Raw genomic sequence first — 18,356 nt, 5'->3', positions numbered from 1 at the left:
CTTGTCCGAGTCTCCCTGAGTAGCTCAGGGAGACTCGGACAAGCGCTCTACTTCGCGGGTTCGGCTGGGGTTGGGGAGCTAGTGGAAGCGGCCCTTGACGGCCTCGCCGTGGGCCGGGAGGTCCTCGTCGTTGGCGACGGCGACGATCCGGTCCGCGAGCTCGCCGAGGGCGTCGCGCGAGTACTCGATCTGCTGCACCGACTTGAGGAAGCTGTGCACGCCCAGGCCGCTCGCGAAGTGCGCGGTGCCGCCGGTGGGCAGCACGTGGTTGGAGCCCGCCATGTAGTCGCCCAGCGACACCGGCGACCACGGGCCGACGAAGATCGCGCCCGCGCTGTGCACGCGCGCGGCGACCGTCTCGGCGTCGGCGGTCTGGATCTCGAGGTGCTCCGCGCCGTAGGCGTTGACGACGGCGAGCCCGGCGTCGACGTCGTCCACCAGGACTATCGCGGACTGCGGGCCGTCCAGGGCCCGCGCCACGCGCGTGGAGTGCTTGGTGGCCGAGGCGAGGTCCTGGACCCGGGCCTCGACCGCGGACGCCAGCTCGACCGAGTCGGTGACCAGCACCGATGCCGCCATCGGGTCGTGCTCGGCCTGGCTGATGAGGTCGAGGGCCACGTGCCCGGCGTCGGCGGTGCCGTCCGCGAGGACGGCGATCTCGGTGGGCCCGGCCTCGGCGTCGATCCCGACGACGCCGCGCACCAGGCGCTTCGCCGCGGCGACGTACACGTTGCCCGGGCCGGTGATGACGTCGACGGGCTCGCACAGGGTCTCGCCGTCCTGCTCCTGGCTGCCGGCAGCGCCGTAGGCGAACATCGCGACGGCCTGCGCGCCACCCACCGCGTAGACCTCGTCCACGCCGAGCAGCTCGCACGCCGCGAGGATCGTCGGGTGCGGCAGGCCGCCGTTGTCCTTCTGCGGCGGGGACGCCACGGCGAGGCCGGGCACGCCCGCCTCCTGCGCCGCGACGACGTTCATCACTACCGACGACGGGTACACCGCCAGCCCGCCCGGCGCGTACAGGCCGACCCGCTGGACGGGGATCCAGCGCTGCCGCACGACGGCGCCCGGGGCGAGCTCGGTCACGTGGTCGGCAGGAAGCTGCTCGGCGTGCACCCGGCGGACCCGGCGGATGGCCTCCTCCAGCCCGTCGCGCACCAGCGGCGTCAGGCTGTCGAGGGCCTCCTTGAGGGCGGCCGCGGGAACCCGCAGGTGCTCGGGCGCCACGCCGTCGAACCGCAGCCCGATCTCGCGCAGCGCGGCCGCGCCGCCCTCCCGGACCTGGCGCAGCAGCAGCTCGACCACATGGACCGCCTCGTCCACTCCGACCTCGGCACGGGGAAGGACGTCGAGGAGGGCGCGGCGGCCCAGGGACCGGCCGCGCAGGTCGATGCGTTGGATCACCCGGCCAGTCTATGGCGGACGGCGGGGGACAATGCTGTGGTGTCCAACTCTGCATCCGGTTCCGGGTCCGACTCCGCGGCCGTCCCCGAGGTCCCGATCCGCGACGACGTGATCCGCCTGGGCCAGTTCCTGAAGCTCGCCGACCTCGCCGAGCACGGCGCCCAGGCCCGCGACCTCATCGCCGACGGCGAGGTGCGGGTCAACGGCGACGTCGAGACCCGCCGGGGCAGGCAGCTCGTGCGCGGCGACGTGGTGAGCGTGCTGATGCCGGCGGGCGAGGAGTCGGCAAAGGTCGGCTGACGGCTTGGCTGTGCCCACAACCCACGTCGTCAGGACGCCATGTACGTGGAGGCCATGACCTTGTCGACGGTGATCCGCAGCACGACGCGCTGCGGGTTCGGCTCCAGCGGGCGGTAGCGGCGCGCGTACCGCGCGACGGCGTCGGCGATCTCGGCCGTGTCCTCGCTGACGGCGATGGTGCCCTCCAGCGTGATCCACCGCCCGCCCGCCACCTGGCAGAGGGCGGCGCGCGGGGCGCCGCCGTCGGGCAGGGGGACGGCGTGGCGGGCCTTGAAGGACGTGCGGTTGGTCGTGATCCGCGCCACCCCTTCCTCGGCGTCCCAGGTGAAGGCGACCGGGACCACGTGCGGCGTCCCGTCGGGGCGCAGGGTAGTGAGGGTGGCGAGGTGGCGCTCGGTGACGAAGACGAGCTGCTCGGGGTTGAGGCGGAACACCAGGCGAGTTTAGGACGGCGCGGGCCCGCGCTCGCCGGGGCTCGGGGTCCCGGCCGTGCTTGTGCCGCACGTCACATCGCCCGGTGTCACGCGCCGTGTCACGAATCGAGCGGCCGCTCCCATCTCGTGGGTATGGACAGCGAGAGAAGGAAGACGGACCGATGAGCACACAGCACGAGGCAGGCACGACGACCACCCACCACATCCTGGTCCTGGGAGCGGGCTACGCCGGCCTGGCCGCGGCGGTCCAGCTCGCGGCCCGAGTCGGGAACCACCCGCACGTACGGGTCACCCTGGTCAACGGGCAGGAGCGGTTCACGGAACGGCTGCGGCTGCACATGACCGCGACCAGTCAGGAGCTCGCGGAGCTGAGCATCCCGGAGCTGCTGGCAGGGACCGGCGCGCGGTTCGTGCGCGGCTGGGTGACGGCGGTCGACGCGGACGCGAGGACGGTGCGGATCGACGACGACCAGGTCCTGCACTACGACACGCTGGTGTACGGGTTGGGCGGCATGTCCGACGCGGCGGCGGTGCCGGGCGCCGAGGACCACGCGTACGTCCTGAACAGCGCGCACGACGCCGAGGCGCTGGCCGCCCGGCTGCACCGGCTCGGCAGCGGCACCGTGGTGGTCGCCGGCAGCGGGCTGACCGGCGTGGAGTCCGCTGCGGAGATCGCTGAGCGGTACCCCGACCTGAGCGTCGTGCTGCTGGGCCGGCAGGCGCCCGGCGCGGCCATGAGTACGAAGGCCAGGGCGTACCTGCGCGGCGCTCTCGCCCGGCTGGGCGTCGAGGTGCGCAGCGCGGTCGAGATCGTGAAGGTGCTGCCGGACGCCGTCGAGCTGGCGGACGGGGAGAGCGTCGCCGCCGACGTCGTCCTGTGGACCAGCGGCACGCGGACGTCGCCGCTGGCGGCCGCCGCCGGTCTGACCGTCGACGAGCGCGGCCGCGTGGTCACCGACACCGCGCTGCGGTCGGTCTCGCACCCCCACGTGTACGCGGTGGGTGACGCGGCGGCTATCCGCCAGGGTTACGGCGTCATGCACGGAACCTGCCAGGGCGGCATGCCCACCGGTGTGCACGCCGCGGTGTCGATCGTCCGCGGGCTGGCGGGCAAGGAGCCCGGGCCGTTCCGCTTCGGCTACTACCACACCCCGGTGAGCCTGGGCCGGAACGACGCCGTGGTGCAGTTCACGCACCCGGACGACAGCCCGCGCCGGCTGTATCTGACCGGCCCGCTGGCGGCGCGGTATAAGGAGACCGTGACCGCCTCACCCTGGCCGACCTTCGGCCGCATGAAGAAGATGCCCGCCTCCGGCGCGTTCTGGCCGCAGGGCGGTCGCTTCACCCGGGTCCGGGTAGCGCGATGACGCACCCGCCGACCGAGCGCGACCAGCAGGTGTTCCACGATCATCGGCGCCTGCTGTTCGCGGTGGCCTACCGGTTCCTCGGCACCGCCGCCGATGCCGAGGACGTGGTCCAGGACACCTGGATCAAGTGGTCGGCCGCCGACCGCTCGCAGGTAGCCGATCCCAAGGCGTACCTGGCGCGGATCGTGTCCAACCTGGCGCTCGAACGCCTGCGGTCCGCTCGGCACAAGCGCGAGACCTATGTGGGCCCGTGGTTGCCCGAGCCGATCCTCACGGGCGGGGACGCCGCCGACGCCGCGGTCGACGCCGAGTCGGTGTCCATGGCGATGCTGGTGGTGCTGGAGACGCTCAGCCCGCTGGAGCGCGCGGTGTTCGTCCTGAAGGAGGTCTTCGACTTCAGCTACGCCGAGATCGGCGAGGCGGTGGACCGCTCCGAGACCGCGGTGCGGCAGGCCGCGCACCGGGCCCGCGAGCACGTGCGGGCCAGACGACCGCGCTTCGCCGCCGACCGGCCGCGGCAGCGCGCGGCCACCGAGCGGTTCTTCGCTGCCGCGACCGGCGGAGACGTCAACGCCCTGATGGACCTGCTCTCCCCGGACGTCACCCTGTGGACCGACGGCGGCGGCAAGGTCCGCCAGGCACTGCGCCCGGTCGTGGGCGCCGGCACGGTGGCCGCCTGGTTCGCGGCGATCGGCACCGTGACCTATCAGGGCGTCGAGCCTGCCGACATGAACGCTGAGCTCGTCGAGCTCAACGGCGCGCCGGGCATGCTCTTCCGCGGAGCCGGCCGCGTGATCGCGACGGTCACCTTCGACTTCGACGCCGACGGCCGCATCGTCACGATCCACAACGTGGCCAACCCGGACAAGCTCCGGGCGGTCGCCGAGGGCACCACGTACGAGGTCACCGGGCGGTGAGCGCCCCGGGTCCGCGGAGGTCCGCGTGATCTCCGCACCGGGGGGGGTGTGGGTTCCCCGTATTCCCCGCGTCCGCGTATTTGGCTAGCGTTCCTGACAAATGCCCCGGCCCTGAGGAGTGCCATGAGACGGCGTACATCGTTCCTGGCGGCGGGAGTCGCCGCCCTGCTCGTCACCGGACTGGCGGTGCCGGTCCTGGTCGCGCAGGCGGGGCCGGTGGCCCAGGCGGCTGCCGCCGACTGCGCCGCGGTGACCTGGACCGAGGGCAGCACCTACGCCGTCGGCGACCACGTGACGCACCTCGGCCGGGGGTACACGGCTCTCGTGGCGCACACCGCGTACGCCGGCGCGGGCTGGACGCCCGGCAGCACGCCGAGCCTCTGGACCGACGACGGCGCGTGCGCCACCGATCCCGATCCCGACCCCACGGACCCGACGCCGGACCCCGAGCCGACGCCCGCCGACTGCGGCCAGCGGCCGCGCCCGTCCGGCAAGGTGCTGCAGGGCTACTGGGAGAACTGGGACGGCGCGAGCAACGGCGTGCACCCCGGCCTGGGCTGGATCCCGATCACCGACTCGCGCATCACGCAGCACGGGTACAACGTGGCGACCCTCGCGTTCCCCGTGATCCGCTCCGACGGCACGGTGCTGTGGGAGGACGGCATGGACGCGGGCGTCCAGGTGCCGACGCCCGAGGAGATGTGCGCCGCGAAGGAGAGCGGCCTGACCATCCTGATGTCGATCGGCGGCGCCACCGCGGGGATCGACCTGTCCTCGCAGGCCGTGGCGGACCGGTTCGTCGAGACGATCGTGCCGATCCTGCGGGAGTACAACTTCGACGGGATCGACATCGACATCGAGACCGGCCTGACCGGCAGCGGCTCGATCACGCAGCTCTCACCGTCGCAGGCCAACCTGATCCGGATCATCGACGGAGTGCTCGCGGGGATGCCCGCCGGGTTCGGCCTGACGATGGCGCCCGAGACCGCCTACGTCACCGGCGGCAGCGTCACCTACGGCTCGATCTGGGGTTCGTACCTGCCCGTCATCAAGAAGTACGCCGACAACGGGCGGCTCTGGTGGCTCAACATGCAGTACTACAACGGGTCGATGTACGACTGCTCCGGGAACTCCTACGCGGCGGGCACCGTCGAGGGGTTCCGGGCCCAGACCGACTGCCTGAACGCCGGGCTGAACATCCAGGGCACCACGATCCGCGTGCCGTACGACCAGCAGGTCCCCGGGCTGCCGGCCCAGCAGGGTGCGGGCGGCGGGTACATGGCGCCGTCGCTCGTGTCACAGGCGTACGGCGCGTATAACGGCGCGCTCAAGGGCCTGATGACCTGGTCCATCAACTGGGACGGGTCGCGCGACTGGACCTTCGGCGACAACGTGAAGGCCCTGCAGGGCCGGTAGCGATGCCGGGCGGGCGAGGGCTTCCTCGCCCGCCCCGGCACAGGGCGTAGCCGGCAGGACGTCAGGCGCCGATCGTGTTCAGCTCCGCGATCGCGTCGTCGGGCAGCTCGAGACCTGCCGCCGCGACGTTCTCGCGCAGGTGCACAGAAGACGACGTCCCCGGGATGAGCAGGATGTTCGGCGAGCGCTGCAGCAGCCAGGCCTGCGCGACGGCGGTGGGCGTGCTGCCCAGCCGGGCCGCCACGGCGTTCAGCTCCGCCGACTGCAGCGGCGAGAAGCCGCCCAGCGGGAAGTACGGCACGTACGCGATGCCCTGTTCGGCCAGCGAGTCGATCAGCTCGTCGTCCTGCCGGTTGGCGATGTTGTAGAAGTTCTGGACGCCGACGACCGGCGCTATCGACTGGGCCTCGGCGACCTGCTCGGCCAGGACGGTGCTGACGCCGAGGTGCTTGATCAGGCCCTCCTGCTGCAGCTCGGCGAGCGCGGTGAACTGGGGGGCGAGCGATCCCGGCTCCGGCCGGTCGACGCCGCCCACGCGCAGGTTCACGACGTCGAGCCGGTCGAGGCCGAGGTGCTCGAGGTTCTGCTCGACATGGCGGCGGAGCTGGCCGGGCTCCCGCTGCATCACCCAGCCGCCCTCGGCGTCGCGCACCGAGCCGACCTTGGTGACGATGTGCAGGTCCGCAGGGTAGGGGTGCAAAGCCTCGCGGATGATCTCGTTGGTGACGTACGGGCCGTAGAAGTCGGCGGTGTCGATGTGGGTGATGCCGAGCGCGACGGCTTCGCGCAGGACGGCGACGGCGGCCGCGCGGTCGGCGGGCGGGCCGAAGACGTGGGGGCCGGCGAGCTGCATGGCCCCGTAGCCGACGCGGGAGACGGTCAGGTCGTCGGCGAGCGTGTAGGTCCCGCCGGGCAGTGTCTGTGTGGTCATGGCCTCAGCCTGTTCCGGGCCCCGGGAACGAGGTAGTACCCCCAGGATCCTGGGACTGGCAGGACCAGGCGGGCGCGCAAGCACCTAGGCGCCCTGCGACGCCAGCTCCGCCCGGACCTCGTCCCGGAGCCGGCCGTGCCGCGCCGGGTCCGGCGCCGCCGCGAGCAGCGTCTTCGTGTAGTCGTGCTGGGGATCGAGGATGACCTGGTCGGACGGCCCTCGCTCCACCACGTGGCCGCGGTACATCACGAGGATCTCGTCGCTGAAGTGGCGGGCCGTCGCGAGGTCGTGGGTGATGTACAGGACACCGAGGTTCTCCTCCCGCTGCAGGCGTGCCAGGAGGTTGAGCACCCCCAGCCGGATGGAGACGTCCAGCATCGAGACGGGCTCGTCGGCCACGAGGAACCGGGCGCCAGGCGCCAGGGCGCGCGCGATCGCGACACGCTGGCGCTGGCCGCCAGACATCTCGTGCGGCCGCTTCGCCGCATATACGGCGGCGGGTGTGAGGGACACGCGCTCCAGCAGGCCGGCGACCTGCTCGGCCACGGCCTCGCGCCCGCGCGCCACACCATGCAGCTCCAGCGGTCGCTCCAGGTGGTGTGCCACCGTGTGGAACGGGTTGAGCGACGCGAAAGGGTCCTGGAAGACCATCTGCACGTCGTGCCGGTACGCACGCATGGCGGTGCGGCTACCCGACACCGGGCGGCCGTCGAGCAGGATCTCCCCCGACGTCGGCGTCTCGAGCCGCGCGAGCGTGCGAGCCACGGTCGACTTGCCCGACCCGGACTCGCCCACGAGCGCGACGGTCTTGCCCGCTTCCAGGGTGAACGACACGTCGTCCACCGCGCGCAGCCGGGAGCGCCGCAGGCCGTGGCCGACGCGGAAGTCCTTGACGAGGTTGCGGACCTCGAGCGTTCCCATCAGGCAGTCCCTTCGATGGTGGTGTCGGCCGTGCTCAGAGATCCGGCCGCTTCGCCCGTCCGCACGAAGCCGCCGCGCTCGCCTGTGAGGCTCGGGAACGACTCCAGCAGGCGCTGGGTGTAGGCGTGCTGCGGGCGCTCGTAGATGTTCTCCGCGGTGTCGAGCTCGACGATCTCGCCCTCGAGCATCACGGCGATCCGGTCGCTGATCTCCAGCAGGAGCGGCAGGTCGTGGGTGATGAACACGACCGCGAACCCGAACCGCTCGCGCAGGCGCATGATCTCGCGCAGGATCTCGCGCTGGACCACGACGTCGAGCGCCGTTGTGGGCTCGTCCATGATCATGACCTGCGGGTTCAGCGCGAGGGCCATGGCGATCATGACGCGCTGGCGCATGCCGCCCGAGAGCTGGTGCGCGTAGCTGTCGAGACGTGCCGGGTCGACGCTCACGAGACCGAGGAGCTCGGCGGCCCGCGCGGCACGCTCGGCGCGGAGCATCCCCGGCCGGTGCGTGGTGAGGACGTCGTCGATCTGGGCGCGCACGGTGATGACCGGGTTGAGCGAGTTCATCGCGCCCTGGAACACCATCGAGACCTTGTCCCAGCGGAAGGCGCGCAGCGACTCGCCGTCGAGCGCGGCGACGTCCACTGCACCGCCGTCCCGGTCGTGGAACACGACCTCGCCCGACGTCAGGACGGCCGGGGACTTCAGGAGGCGCGTGAGCCCGTAGGCAAACGTCGTCTTGCCGCAGCCGGACTCGCCGGCGAGCCCGAGGATCTCGCCCCGGTGCAGGGTGAGCGACACATCGCGCACGGCGCGGACCACTGGCGTGGTCCGGTACTCGATCGACACGCCCTGGGCGGTCAGCACGGGAACGCTCATGCGGTCACCTCCGCCTTCGGCTCGGCGGGCTCCACGGGAGCGGGGGTAGCAGCCTCGGGTGCCCGACGCCGGTCGCCTGTCTCCGCGAGGACGCGGAGCTTGGGGTTGACCACCTCGTCGATGGAGAAGTTCACGAGCGAGAGGCCGGCGCCGAAGACGGCGATGAGCAGGCCCGGCGGCACGAACCACCACCAGGCCTCAGCGGACATCGCGTTGCCGCCGTATGCGTCCGTGATCATGGTCCCCCAGGTGATGGAGCCGTTGGGGCCGAGCCCGATGAAGGACAGGCCCGCCTCGCCGAGGATCGCGAACACCACGGCGAACAGGAACTGGGCCGCGAGGAGCGGCAGGAGGTTGGGCAGGATCTCGACGAGGAGGATCCGCACGGTCCGTTCGCCGGCCACCTGCGACGCCTCGACGTAGTCGCGGGACCGCAGCGACCGGGCCTGCGACCGCAGCACTACCGCGGACCCCGCCCAGCCGGTGATGCCGAGGATGAAGGCGACCAGCCACAGGCTGCGGCTCTGCAGGTACACGGCGATGACCATGACCAGCGGCAGCCCCGGGATGACCAGCATGATGTTGGTGACCATGGTGAGGAGCTCGTCGGTCCAGCCGCCGGCATATCCGGCGAAGATCCCGAAGATCAGCGACAGGACGATCGCGATGGCCGCGGCGACGAGGCCCACGATGAGCGAGCCGCGTGCCCCGTGGGCGAGCTGGGCCAGCACGTCGTAGCCCAGCTTGGTCGTGCCGAGCAGATGATCGGCGCTGGGCGGGAGGAACGCGTCGTTCCCGGAGAACCGGGGGTCCTGGACGAAGAACGGCGCGACGACGGCGAACAGCACGATGCCGACGGTGATGACAAGGCCCGCGACGAGCTTCGCGGATCGACGGGGAAGAAATCGGGTCTCAGCCATTGTGACGCGTCCTCGGGTCGACGAAGCCGTAGACGATGTCCATGAGGAACGTCGCCGCCAGCACGGTGAGGGTGATGACAAGGAACAGGCCCTGCATGAGGGCGAAGTCGTTGCCCTGGACGGCGGTGATCATGAGCTTGCCGAGTCCGGGGTAGGTGAACACCTGCTCCATGACGATCGCTCCCGTGACCACGAAGGCGAGCGAGATGCCGAAGCCCGCGATGGACGGCAGGGCCGCGTTGCGGACGGCGTAGCCGAGCAGGACCCGCGAGCGTCGCAGGCCCTTGGCCTCGGCCGTGGTGATGTAGTCCTCGGACAGTGTGGACACCATCATGTTCCGCATCCCGAGGAGCCAGCCGCCGAACGACGACAGCACCACGGTCAGCGCCGGAAGGATGCCGTGATAGGCGACCGAACCCGCGAACGCCCAGGAGACCTGCGGACCGTCGAACGTGAAGACGTCGAAGCCGCCGATGCGGGGGAACCACGGGTTGATCACCGCGAAGCCGTACACGAGCAGCAGCGCCACCCAGAAGTACGGCAGGGACTGCAGCAGCGTCGAGCCGGGGATGATGTGGTCCACCCAGGTGCCGCGCTTCCAGCCGATCCACGCGCCCGCCGCGATGCCCACGACGAACGAGATGATCGTCGCCAGGCCGAGCAGCCCGATCGACCACGGCAGGGCGGCGCTGATGAGCTCCGCCACCGGGGTGGGGAACTTGGTGACCGAGACCCCCAGGTCGCCGCGAACCAGGTTGCCCCAGTACGCGACGTACTGCTGCCAGATGGTCTGGTCCGTGTCGGACCCGAGGAGGAGCCGGATGGTGCGTTCGACGCCGGGGGCGACCTCGCCGCTGCGGGCCATCTTGGCCAGCATGATGTCGGCGGGGTCACCCGGCATGAGCCGGGGGATCAGGAAGTTCAGCGAGATGGCGGCCCACACGGTGATCGCGTAGAAGGCGGCCCGTCGCAGGTAGTACGTCACTGGTTGCTCCCGTCCGTCCGCACCGCAGCCGTCGCGGCCCCTCCTCGGGTCCTCGTCATCACTCGACCGGCTTCAGGTTCGCCAGGATGTAGCCGGCGGAGACCGAACCCCAGGACGGCGGGAACGCGTACAGGTCCTCCTCCGTGGGCCAGCCGGTGTAGTCGGTGTCGTTGTAGAACGTCTGCGTCGCGTTGATCTCCATCGGGATGTAGGGCAGGTCACGGGTGATCTCGTGCTGGATCGTCGTGTACGCGGCCATCTTCGTCGCGTCGTCGCTCGCGGCGGCGGCATCCTCGACCGCCGCGTCGACCTTGGGGTTCGAGTAGCGCGTGAAGTTCCACTCGCCGGGCTCGAGCGCCGTGCCGACCGGCTGGGTGTAGTCGCCCGAGAACCAGTCGCGGTAGATCTGGAACGGGTCGGCGACGCTCGTGCCGACGACGCCGCCCATGATGAGCTGGAAGTCGCCGGACTGGCGGGAGTCGGAGAACTCCTGCCACGTGGCCGTCGACGCCGTTACCTTGATGCCGGCGGCTGCGACCTGCTCCTCGATCAGCTTCGCGGCGTCGTTGTAGTCCGTCCAGCCTTCCACCGAGGTGAGCGTGAGCTCGACCTTGACGCCGTCCTTCGCGTAGACGCCGTCGGCGCCCTTGGTGTAGCCGGCCTTCTCGAGGATCGCCGCGGCAGCCTCCGGGTCGCCGGTCTGGGGGCTCTCCTTCTCGACGTCGGGGGCGATCCACTTGTCGTCGCGGCCGAGGAGCGCGAAGGTGGGCGACATCGGGGCAGCCAGACCGACGAAAGCCTTCTCGTTGATGGTGCCGCGATCGATGGCGAGGTTGATCGCCTGGCGAACCGCCACGTCGGTCTGCGGGCCCTTGCAGCCCAGCTCGGCGTTGGCGCAGGTGTACAGCACCGTCGGGTCCTGCGGGGTGTTCACGTAGCCCGCCGGACCGCCGGACGCGGCGATGGCCTCGGGGTCGGGCACGAACATGCCCGTCCAGTCGAGGTCGCCCGACTTGAGCAGGTCCTCGGCCGAGGCGTTGGCGTCGATACCGAGGTAGCGCACCTTCTTGACCGCCGGCTTGCCCTCCTGCCAGTAGTTCTCGTTGGCGACCAGCGTGTAGGACGCGTCCGAGACGCTCTCGACGGTGTACGGGCCGGTGCCGACCGGTGCCTCGTTGGCCCACGTGGTGGCCTCTTCGACCGACTTCCCGTCCCAGATGTGCTTGGGCAGCATCCACGTGCTGCCGAGGATCCCGACCTCGTTGGTGAACTGGGGCGAGTCGTACGTGACCTCGACGGTGGTGTCGTCGGTCGCCTTGGCCGAGACGAGCTGCGGCGACTTCGCGACCTCGCTCGTCAGCGAGAAGACGACGTCGTCGACGGTGAAGTCCTCGCCGTCGTTCCACTGGACGCCTTCGCGGATCTTGATGGTGAGGACGGTGCCGTCCTCGTTCCAGGCGAACGAGTCGCCGAGCATCGGGACGGGGTCATCGGTGCCGACCTTGTTGTAGAAGAAGAGCGTCTCGTAGACCGGGCCGAGCGCGCCCTGCAGCACGGTGGGCGCGTAGGGGTTGAAGTTCGCGGCGATGGGGGTCTGGCTGCCGGCCCACACGTTGAGCGTGCGGTCGACGGGTACCTCGTCGGATGCAGCGGGACCGGCGCAGCCGGCCGCCAGGAGCGTGACAGTGGTGAGTGCGGCTGCAAGGGCGATCCCTCTGCGGGCACGTCGTCGGATCATGTCGTTCCTCTCGCGTCGGCGGCGCGACGGTGTCGCGCGTTCCGCCGGTCGTACGGAAGGAGACTTAACTAAAGGTTGCTGACAAATTGGAAGAGGGGATGTCGGTATAAAACGTTATAGTTGCCAAATCGAGATAAAAGTGAGGTGTGTCACGAGACGCCGGACCGCTCCGGTGGGGTGAAACGGCCGCGTGACCGAGACGGCGTCTCGCTCACGCGGCTGGCCGGCACGCGAGTGATCTGCGCCAGTGCCAGGTCGAGCTGCGGGCTCGGTTCGTTCGTCGTGGGGTCCACCCGCCGGATTCTGGAGATCTCGCGGCGCGATCTGTGGATAACGGGGTCGCGGTGTCGGTGGCTGCTCCTAGTATCGAGGCGTGACCAAGGACCCCTTCGCAGGCCTCCCCTTCAACGTGGAGGAGCCGCCCGACGACGCAGCCTTCCTGACCGAGGTCGGCGATCCGGCGCTCCCGCCGTCCGCGCGGAACTCGCCCGAGGCGCAGGCCGCCAAGCTGCAGATGCTGCGCGGCCTCCTGGACGAGGGCGCGGCGGCCGCAGCCGCTGCGCCGCCCGCTCCGCGGCCGGCACCGGCGGCGGTGGAGCCGGCGGTGCCGGTCGAGCAGGACGTGGCGGTCGCTGAGCGCGAGCAGGCTCCCCGGCAGGTCGCCGCAGCCCTGCCCGGCGGCTCCCTGCGCGAAGAGGCCGAGGCGGCGCTGCGTGAGCTCGTCGGCCGCGACGACGCCCGGCTGCGGGACGACCAGTGGACGGCGATCGAGGCGCTGGCCGCGTTCCGCCGTCGGGCGCTGGTGGTGCAGCGCACCGGGTGGGGCAAGTCGGCCGTGTACTTCGTGGCGACCAAGCTGCTGCGCGCCCGCGGCGCCGGGCCGACGGTGATCGTGTCGCCGCTGCTTGCGCTCATGCGCGACCAGATCTCGGCGGCCTCCCGCGCGGGCATCCGTGCGGTGACCATTAACTCCGCCAACATGACCGAGTGGGACGAGGTGCACGCGTCGATCGCACGCGGCGAGGTCGACGTGCTGCTCTGCTCGCCGGAGCGCCTGAACAACCCTGGCTTCCGCGACGAGGTGCTCCCGCGTCTCGCGGCCGACGCCGGGCTCGTGGTGATCGACGAGGCGCACTGCATCTCGGACTGGGGCCACGACTTCCGGCCCGACTACCGGCGCATCCGCACACTCCTGGCGGACCTGCCGGCGGGCATCCCCGTGCTCGCCACGACGGCCACCGCGAACGAGCGCGTCACGCAGGACGTCGCCGAGCAGCTCGCCGTGCACGCCGACGGCGCGGCCGACGAGGACGTGCTGGTGCTGCGCGGCGGGCTCGACCGGGAGTCGCTGCACCTGGCGGTGCTCGAGCTCGGCGACCAGCCGACGCGCGTGGCCTGGCTGGCCGAGGCGCTGCAGGACATCGAGGGTTCCGGCATCGTCTACTGCCTCACTGTGTCGGCGGCGGAGCAGGTCGCCGAACAGCTGCGCGGCTACGGCCTCGGCGTCGCCTCGTACACCGGCCGGACGGAGCCGGCGCAGCGCGAGCAGCTCGAGGCGGACCTCAAGAACAACGAGGTCAAGGCGCTGGTCGCCACGTCAGCCCTGGGGATGGGATTCGACAAGCCGGACCTGGCGTTCGTGGTGCACCTGGGCGCGCCGTCCTCGCCCATCGCGTACTACCAGCAGGTGGGCCGCGCCGGCCGTGGGGTCGACCAGGCCCTCGTGGTGCTGCTGCCGGGGGTCGAGGACAAGGCGATCTGGGACTGGTTCGGCGAGCAGGCGTTCCCCGCCGAGGGCCAGGTGCGCGCCACGCTCGACGCCCTGCGCGGGGGCGGCACCATGTCGACGGCGGCGCTGGAGACGCAGGTGGACCTGCGCCGATCCCGCCTGGAGACGATGCTCAAGGTGCTCGACGTCGACGGCGCGGTCCGCCGCGTGCGCGGCGGCTGGGAGTCCACGGGGCGGGAGTGGTCGTACGACGCCGAGCGGTACGCCCGCGTCGCTGCCACCCGCACCGCAGAGCAGCAGGCCATGGTGGACTACGTGAGCACCCAGGGCTGCCGCATGGCCTACCTGCGGCACCAGCTCGACGACCCGGACCTGGCGGCGGGCTGGCAGTGCGGCCGCTGTGACCGGTGCGGCGCCATGGAGCTGCCCGAGGCGCCCGACGCCGAGGCGGTCGCGGCCGCTCGCGCCGAGATGGACCGCCCGGGCGTCGAGGTCGAGACCCGCAAGATGTGGCCCACCGGCCTGGCCTCCATCGGCCTCGACCTCAAGGGCAAGATCCCGCCCGCCGAGCTGGCGGAGCCCGGTCGGGCTGTCGCCCGGCTCGACGGCCTCGGCTGGTCCGGCCCGCTGCGCGACCTGTTCGCGCCGACCGCCACCGACGGCGAGCTGCCCGTGCCGCTGCGCCGCGCCGCCGCGCGGGTGCTCGACGAGTGGAGCGCGCTCCGCCCGGCCGCCGATGAACCCGCCGCGGCGGTCGACGGCGGGAACGACGGGAGCGAGGTCGCCGGCGGCGCCGAGCCCGGCCCGCTCGTGATCGAGGCCGTCGTGGCGGTCCGTTCCATCGCGCGGCCGCAGCTGTCGTACCACCTGGCCACGGGGCTCGCGAAGTACCTGGGCGTGCCCATGATCGGGGCCATCGGCCCGGTCGCAGGGCAGGAGGAGCCCGGTCGGCACGACGTGAACTCCGCGATGCGGCTCGCCGGTGTGGCCCGGCGTCTGCAGCTCCAGCTCGGCGAGGGCGCGCTGCGCGGCCTGCCAGGCCGTGCGGTCCTGCTGGTGGACGACTACACCGACTCGGGCTGGACGCTCACTGTCGCCTCCCGGCTGCTGCGCCAGGCCGGCGCGGCGGCGGTGTACCCGTTCGTGCTGGGCGTGCGGTGACCAGGCCCACCCGCCCGGTGGGCGGACTCGTACCAGGTCGGCGCCGCGCGCTTCGTAGACTGGTCCGGTGATGACCCACGCCGTCGACCAGCACGGCACGAAGGACAGCACCGCGGACAGCGCCTCGGCGCCCTCGGTGCGCCTGCCGTTGCGGCCCGAGCTGGCGGACGAGAAGCCGTACGGCGCGCCGCAGCTCGACGTCCCGGTGCTGCTGAACGTCAACGAGAACCCGTACCCGCCCGGCGAGGAGGTGGTGGCGACCATCGCCGAGGAGGTCGCGCGCGCCGCCCGGGGGATGAACCGCTACCCGGACCGCGACGCCACCGCGCTGCGCCAGGACCTGGCGGACTACCTCATGCTGGAGACGGGCGTCCGGCTGGACGACCTGGACGTGTGGGCGGCGAACGGCTCCAACGAGGTCATGCTGCACGTGCTGCAGGCGTTCGGCGGCCCGGGCCGCACCGCCCTGTCGTTCGCGCCCACGTACTCCATGTACCCCGAGTACGCGCGCGACACGCACACGAGCTGGGTGGTGGGCCGCCGCGAGGACGACTTCACGCTCGACCCGGTCCACGCCGCCGCGCTGATCCGCGAGGTCGCCCCCTCGGTGATCCTGCTGGCCAGCCCCAACAACCCGACCGGCACGGCCCTGCCGACGACCACCATCGAGGCGGTCTGCGAGGCCGCGCTCACCGTCGACATCGACGGCGCGCGCCCCGTCGTCGTCGTGGACGAGGCGTACGCGGAGTTCCGTCGCCCGGGGACACCGTCGGCGGTGGCACTGCTGGCCCGGTACCCGAACCTGGCCGTGACGCGCACCATGTCCAAGGCGTTCGCCGCGGCCGGGGCCCGGCTTGGTTACCTCGTCGCCTCCCACGACTTCGTGGACGCGCTCCGGATCGTGCGCCTGCCGTACCACCTGAGCGCCATCACGCAGGCCGCGGCGAGTGCCGCGCTGCGCCACCGTGAGTCCCTCATGGCGCAGGTCGCCACGCTGCGCGCCGAACGTGATGCGGCGGTCGCCTGGCTGCGCAAGCAGCGGCTCCCGGACGGTCACCCGTTCGACGTCGCTGACACCGACGCGAACTTCGTGCTGTTCGGGACGTTCGGCGACCGGCACGCCGTATGGCAGGGTCTCCTGGACCGCGGGGTCCTGATCCGCGAGACCGGCCCCGACGGCTGGCTCCGGGTGTCGATCGGCACGCCCGCCGAGATGGCCGCGTTCCGCGCGGCGCTCACCGAGGTCATGCGGCTGCAGGGAGAGGAACAGGCATGAGCAGGACAGCACGGGTGGAGCGCGCCACCTCCGAGTCGAAGGTGCTGGTCGAGCTGGACCTCGACGGCACCGGGCGCACCGAGATCAGCACGAGCGTGCCGTTCTACGACCACATGCTCACGGCGCTCGGCAAGCACTCGCTGATCGACCTCACGGTGCAGGCGACCGGCGACACCCACATCGACGTCCACCACACGGTGGAGGACGTGGCCATCAGCCTCGGCGAGGCGCTGCGCCAGGCGCTCGGCGACAAGGCCGGCATCGCCCGGTTCGGCGACGCGCTCGTGCCGCTCGACGAGGCGCTCGCCCAGGCGGTCGTCGACGTCTCCGGCAGGCCCTACCTGGTGCATACGGGCGAGCCCGCGGGCCAGGAGTACCACCTCATCGGCGGCCACTTCACCGGCTCGCTGACGCGCCACGTGCTGGAGTCGATAGCCCACCACGCGGGCATCTGCGTGCACGTCCGGGTGCTCGCGGGCCGCGACCCGCACCACATCGTCGAAGCCCAGTTCAAGGCGCTGGCGCGTGCGCTGCGCGCCGCCGTCGCCATCGACCCCCGGGTCGACGGCATCCCGTCCACGAAGGGTGCGCTCTAGCCGCCATGTCCGACAGCCCCAGGCCCGACAACGATGGGTCCAGCAGCAGCACGCCGCCCGGCGACGACCTGCCCGACTTCGACTTCGACAGCATCGAGATCCCGGACGACCTGTCCTCCCTGACCGGTAGCGGCGAGCCCGAGTTCGCCGCGCTCATCACCCAGATCGCGGGCGCCGCGCCGCTCGCGGCGGCCAGCTCCCTGGCCCAGCTCGACCTGGACGCGGTGCCCACCTCGGTCGGCGCGGTCGGCGTCCTGAAGGACCTCGCGGGCGACGCGCCCGAACAGGCCGCGATGGCGATCTCCCAGCTCGTACGGGGGGTCCCGCTCGTCCTGGTGACCCGCACCGGCGAGCAGATGACGGCGGTCCGGTTCGCCGACGGCGTCCGCGGCGACGAGCTCGCCCCGGGTCTCGTGCTGGGCGGCGCCCCCGAGAGCGTGGTCGACCTGCTGACGGGCGCCTCCAGCGTGGCCGACCTGGACGGCGTGGTCGCCTCGACGTCGATCAGCAAGTTCAAGGCGGTGCGGATGCTCACCTCCGCCGCGCGCAAGGCCCGCAAGAGCATCGGCAAGGGCGAGTCCGGTCCCGACGGCAAGGACGGGGCCTGAGCGTGGGCGCACGCGTCGTCGTCCTCGACTACGGGTTCGGTAACGTCCGGTCCGCTGTCCGCGCGCTCGAACGCGTGGGCGCCGACGTCACGCTGACCGCCGACCGGGCCACCGCGCAGGACGCCGACGGCCTCGTGGTGCCCGGGGTCGGCGCGTTCGCCGCGTGCATGGCGGGCCTCACGGCGGTCCGTGGGCACGAGGTGGTGGGCCGCCGTCTGGCCGGCAACCGCCCGGTGCTCGGCATCTGCGTGGGCATGCAGGTCATGTTCGACGCCGGGGTGGAGCATGGCGAGCGCACCGACGGCATCGGCGAGTGGCCGGGCGTCGTCGAGCGGCTGCACGCCGCCGTCGTCCCGCACATGGGCTGGTCGCCGGTCGAGGTGCCGGAGGGGTCGGCCCTGTTCAAGGGCATCGCCGACGAGCGCTTCTACTTCGTGCACTCCTACGCGGCCCAGACGTTCGCCAAGGGGCACGACGAGAACGCGGTGGGGGTCTTCTCGCCGCCGAAGGTGACCTGGGCCGACCACGGCGGCCGCTTCGTCGCGGCCGTCGAGGACGGCCCCCTCGCGGCGACCCAGTTCCACCCGGAGAAGTCGGGCGACGCGGGATCCCACCTCTTGGAGAACTGGCTCCGCACGCTCAGCTAGCCCGCCGTTCCGGTGGTCGAGCTTGTCGAGACCGGTCTCGACAAGCTCGGCCCACCGCGCCGCCCCCCCCCCAGGCCCGCTGGCTACATGGGGAGGACAGAAACACCCGCGCGGGCGCCGGCCCG

The 18,356-nt window shown here is 71.8% G+C and carries 18 protein-coding genes; 9 read left to right on the top strand and 9 right to left on the bottom strand.

Annotation, left to right across the window (positions count from 1 at the left end):
• Positions 1–78: 78 nt before the first annotated feature.
• On the bottom strand, positions 79–1,404 hold the full coding sequence (gene hisD, locus ACFT2C_RS19650; RefSeq protein ID WP_377208761.1) for a histidinol dehydrogenase: 1,326 nt from the start codon (positions 1,402–1,404) through the stop codon (positions 79–81).
• A 36-nt stretch (positions 1,405–1,440) separates the two neighbouring features.
• Here hisD and ACFT2C_RS19645 point away from each other — a divergent pair, with 36 nt between their 5' ends.
• Positions 1,441–1,704, top strand: a complete 264-nt coding sequence (locus ACFT2C_RS19645; RefSeq protein WP_377208760.1) for an RNA-binding S4 domain-containing protein — start codon at positions 1,441–1,443, stop codon at positions 1,702–1,704.
• A gap of 29 nt (positions 1,705–1,733) precedes the next feature.
• On the opposite strand, the gene ACFT2C_RS19640 is transcribed toward ACFT2C_RS19645, so the two are convergent.
• Positions 1,734–2,138 (bottom strand): pyridoxamine 5'-phosphate oxidase family protein, encoded by a 405-nt coding sequence (locus tag ACFT2C_RS19640; protein WP_377208759.1) that lies wholly within the window; start codon positions 2,136–2,138, stop codon positions 1,734–1,736.
• 161 nt (positions 2,139–2,299) lie between these two features.
• On the opposite strand from ACFT2C_RS19640, the gene ACFT2C_RS19635 reads away from it, so the two are divergent.
• The 3 genes from ACFT2C_RS19635 (at position 2,300) to ACFT2C_RS19625 (ending at position 5,838) form a co-directional block, all read left to right on the top strand.
• On the top strand, positions 2,300–3,505 hold the full coding sequence (locus ACFT2C_RS19635) for an NAD(P)/FAD-dependent oxidoreductase (RefSeq protein WP_377208758.1): 1,206 nt from the start codon (positions 2,300–2,302) through the stop codon (positions 3,503–3,505).
• The gene (locus tag ACFT2C_RS19630) at positions 3,502–4,422 is read left to right on the top strand and encodes an RNA polymerase sigma-70 factor (protein ID WP_377208757.1); all 921 of its coding nucleotides are present in this window, start codon (positions 3,502–3,504) and stop codon (positions 4,420–4,422) included. The genes ACFT2C_RS19635 and ACFT2C_RS19630 overlap by 4 nt, the downstream gene beginning before the upstream one ends.
• Before the next feature lie 123 nt (positions 4,423–4,545).
• The gene (locus ACFT2C_RS19625) at positions 4,546–5,838 is read left to right on the top strand and encodes a carbohydrate-binding protein (RefSeq protein WP_377208756.1); all 1,293 of its coding nucleotides are present in this window, start codon (positions 4,546–4,548) and stop codon (positions 5,836–5,838) included.
• Between the two features lie 61 nt (positions 5,839–5,899).
• Here the strand turns inward: ACFT2C_RS19625 and ACFT2C_RS19620 are convergent, their stop codons facing one another.
• From ACFT2C_RS19620 to ACFT2C_RS19590, 7 genes are all read right to left on the bottom strand, one after another.
• Positions 5,900–6,769, bottom strand: a complete 870-nt coding sequence (locus ACFT2C_RS19620) for an oxidoreductase (RefSeq protein ID WP_377208755.1) — start codon at positions 6,767–6,769, stop codon at positions 5,900–5,902.
• An 84-nt stretch (positions 6,770–6,853) separates the two neighbouring features.
• Complete coding sequence (locus tag ACFT2C_RS19615; RefSeq protein WP_377208754.1) at positions 6,854–7,690, bottom strand: ATP-binding cassette domain-containing protein; 837 nt, start codon at positions 7,688–7,690, stop codon at positions 6,854–6,856.
• The gene (locus ACFT2C_RS19610; RefSeq protein WP_377208753.1) at positions 7,690–8,571 is read right to left on the bottom strand and encodes an ABC transporter ATP-binding protein; all 882 of its coding nucleotides are present in this window, start codon (positions 8,569–8,571) and stop codon (positions 7,690–7,692) included. The genes ACFT2C_RS19615 and ACFT2C_RS19610 overlap by 1 nt, the downstream gene beginning before the upstream one ends.
• Positions 8,568–9,491, bottom strand: coding sequence for an ABC transporter permease (locus ACFT2C_RS19605; RefSeq protein WP_377208752.1), 924 nt, complete (start codon positions 9,489–9,491; stop codon positions 8,568–8,570). Before ACFT2C_RS19605 ends, ACFT2C_RS19610 begins: the two co-directional genes overlap by 4 nt.
• Positions 9,484–10,476: an ABC transporter permease gene (locus ACFT2C_RS19600; RefSeq protein WP_377208751.1), complete on the bottom strand. Its 993-nt coding sequence runs from the start codon at positions 10,474–10,476 to the stop codon at positions 9,484–9,486. The genes ACFT2C_RS19605 and ACFT2C_RS19600 overlap by 8 nt, the downstream gene beginning before the upstream one ends.
• Positions 10,477–10,534: 58 nt before the next feature.
• On the bottom strand, positions 10,535–12,214 hold the full coding sequence (locus ACFT2C_RS19595) for an ABC transporter substrate-binding protein (protein ID WP_377208750.1): 1,680 nt from the start codon (positions 12,212–12,214) through the stop codon (positions 10,535–10,537).
• A gap of 149 nt (positions 12,215–12,363) precedes the next feature.
• Entirely contained in the window at positions 12,364–12,507 is a 144-nt protein-coding gene (locus tag ACFT2C_RS19590; RefSeq protein WP_377208749.1) for a hypothetical protein, read from the bottom strand.
• Positions 12,508–12,587: 80 nt separating this feature from the next.
• Here ACFT2C_RS19590 and ACFT2C_RS19585 point away from each other — a divergent pair, with 80 nt between their 5' ends.
• From ACFT2C_RS19585 to hisH, 5 genes are all read left to right on the top strand, one after another.
• Positions 12,588–15,104: a RecQ family ATP-dependent DNA helicase gene (locus tag ACFT2C_RS19585; RefSeq protein ID WP_377208748.1), complete on the top strand. Its 2,517-nt coding sequence runs from the start codon at positions 12,588–12,590 to the stop codon at positions 15,102–15,104.
• Between the two features lie 70 nt (positions 15,105–15,174).
• Positions 15,175–16,380 carry a histidinol-phosphate transaminase gene (locus ACFT2C_RS19580; RefSeq protein WP_377208747.1) on the top strand — a complete coding sequence of 402 codons (1,206 nt, stop codon included), beginning with the start codon at positions 15,175–15,177 and terminating at the stop codon, positions 16,378–16,380.
• A complete protein-coding gene (hisB, locus tag ACFT2C_RS19575) occupies positions 16,377–16,976 on the top strand; it encodes an imidazoleglycerol-phosphate dehydratase HisB (protein ID WP_377208746.1) in 600 nt (199 codons plus the stop codon). Before ACFT2C_RS19580 ends, hisB begins: the two co-directional genes overlap by 4 nt.
• Before the next feature lie 5 nt (positions 16,977–16,981).
• The gene (locus ACFT2C_RS19570) at positions 16,982–17,584 is read left to right on the top strand and encodes a hypothetical protein (protein WP_377208745.1); all 603 of its coding nucleotides are present in this window, start codon (positions 16,982–16,984) and stop codon (positions 17,582–17,584) included.
• Positions 17,585–17,586: 2 nt separating this feature from the next.
• The gene (gene hisH / locus ACFT2C_RS19565; RefSeq protein ID WP_377208744.1) at positions 17,587–18,231 is read left to right on the top strand and encodes an imidazole glycerol phosphate synthase subunit HisH; all 645 of its coding nucleotides are present in this window, start codon (positions 17,587–17,589) and stop codon (positions 18,229–18,231) included.
• Positions 18,232–18,356: the final 125 nt, after the last annotated feature.

The organism is Promicromonospora sp. NPDC057138, from assembly GCF_042670845.1.
GTDB lineage: Bacteria > Actinomycetota > Actinomycetes > Actinomycetales > Cellulomonadaceae > Promicromonospora.
Note: the sequence above shows the minus strand (reverse complement) of the source record. Positions and strands in the feature narration are given on the sequence as shown.

Excerpts from the sequence above, each read along its gene's own strand:
- ACFT2C_RS19615 (WP_377208754.1), bottom strand. The coding sequence starts at position 7,690 with ATGGGAACGCTCGAGGTCCGCAACCTCGTCAAGGACTTCCGCGTCGGC.
- ACFT2C_RS19620 (WP_377208755.1), bottom strand. The coding sequence starts at position 6,769 with ATGACCACACAGACACTGCCCGGCGGGACCTACACGCTCGCCGACGAC.
- ACFT2C_RS19605 (WP_377208752.1), bottom strand. The coding sequence starts at position 9,491 with ATGGCTGAGACCCGATTTCTTCCCCGTCGATCCGCGAAGCTCGTCGCG.
- ACFT2C_RS19610 (WP_377208753.1), bottom strand. The coding sequence starts at position 8,571 with ATGAGCGTTCCCGTGCTGACCGCCCAGGGCGTGTCGATCGAGTACCGG.
- ACFT2C_RS19630 (WP_377208757.1), top strand. The coding sequence starts at position 3,502 with ATGACGCACCCGCCGACCGAGCGCGACCAGCAGGTGTTCCACGATCAT.
- ACFT2C_RS19635 (WP_377208758.1), top strand. The coding sequence starts at position 2,300 with ATGAGCACACAGCACGAGGCAGGCACGACGACCACCCACCACATCCTG.
- ACFT2C_RS19625 (WP_377208756.1), top strand. The coding sequence starts at position 4,546 with ATGAGACGGCGTACATCGTTCCTGGCGGCGGGAGTCGCCGCCCTGCTC.
- hisB (WP_377208746.1), top strand. The coding sequence starts at position 16,377 with ATGAGCAGGACAGCACGGGTGGAGCGCGCCACCTCCGAGTCGAAGGTG.
- ACFT2C_RS19580 (WP_377208747.1), top strand. The coding sequence starts at position 15,175 with ATGACCCACGCCGTCGACCAGCACGGCACGAAGGACAGCACCGCGGAC.
- ACFT2C_RS19595 (WP_377208750.1), bottom strand. The coding sequence starts at position 12,214 with ATGATCCGACGACGTGCCCGCAGAGGGATCGCCCTTGCAGCCGCACTC.
- ACFT2C_RS19570 (WP_377208745.1), top strand. The coding sequence starts at position 16,982 with ATGTCCGACAGCCCCAGGCCCGACAACGATGGGTCCAGCAGCAGCACG.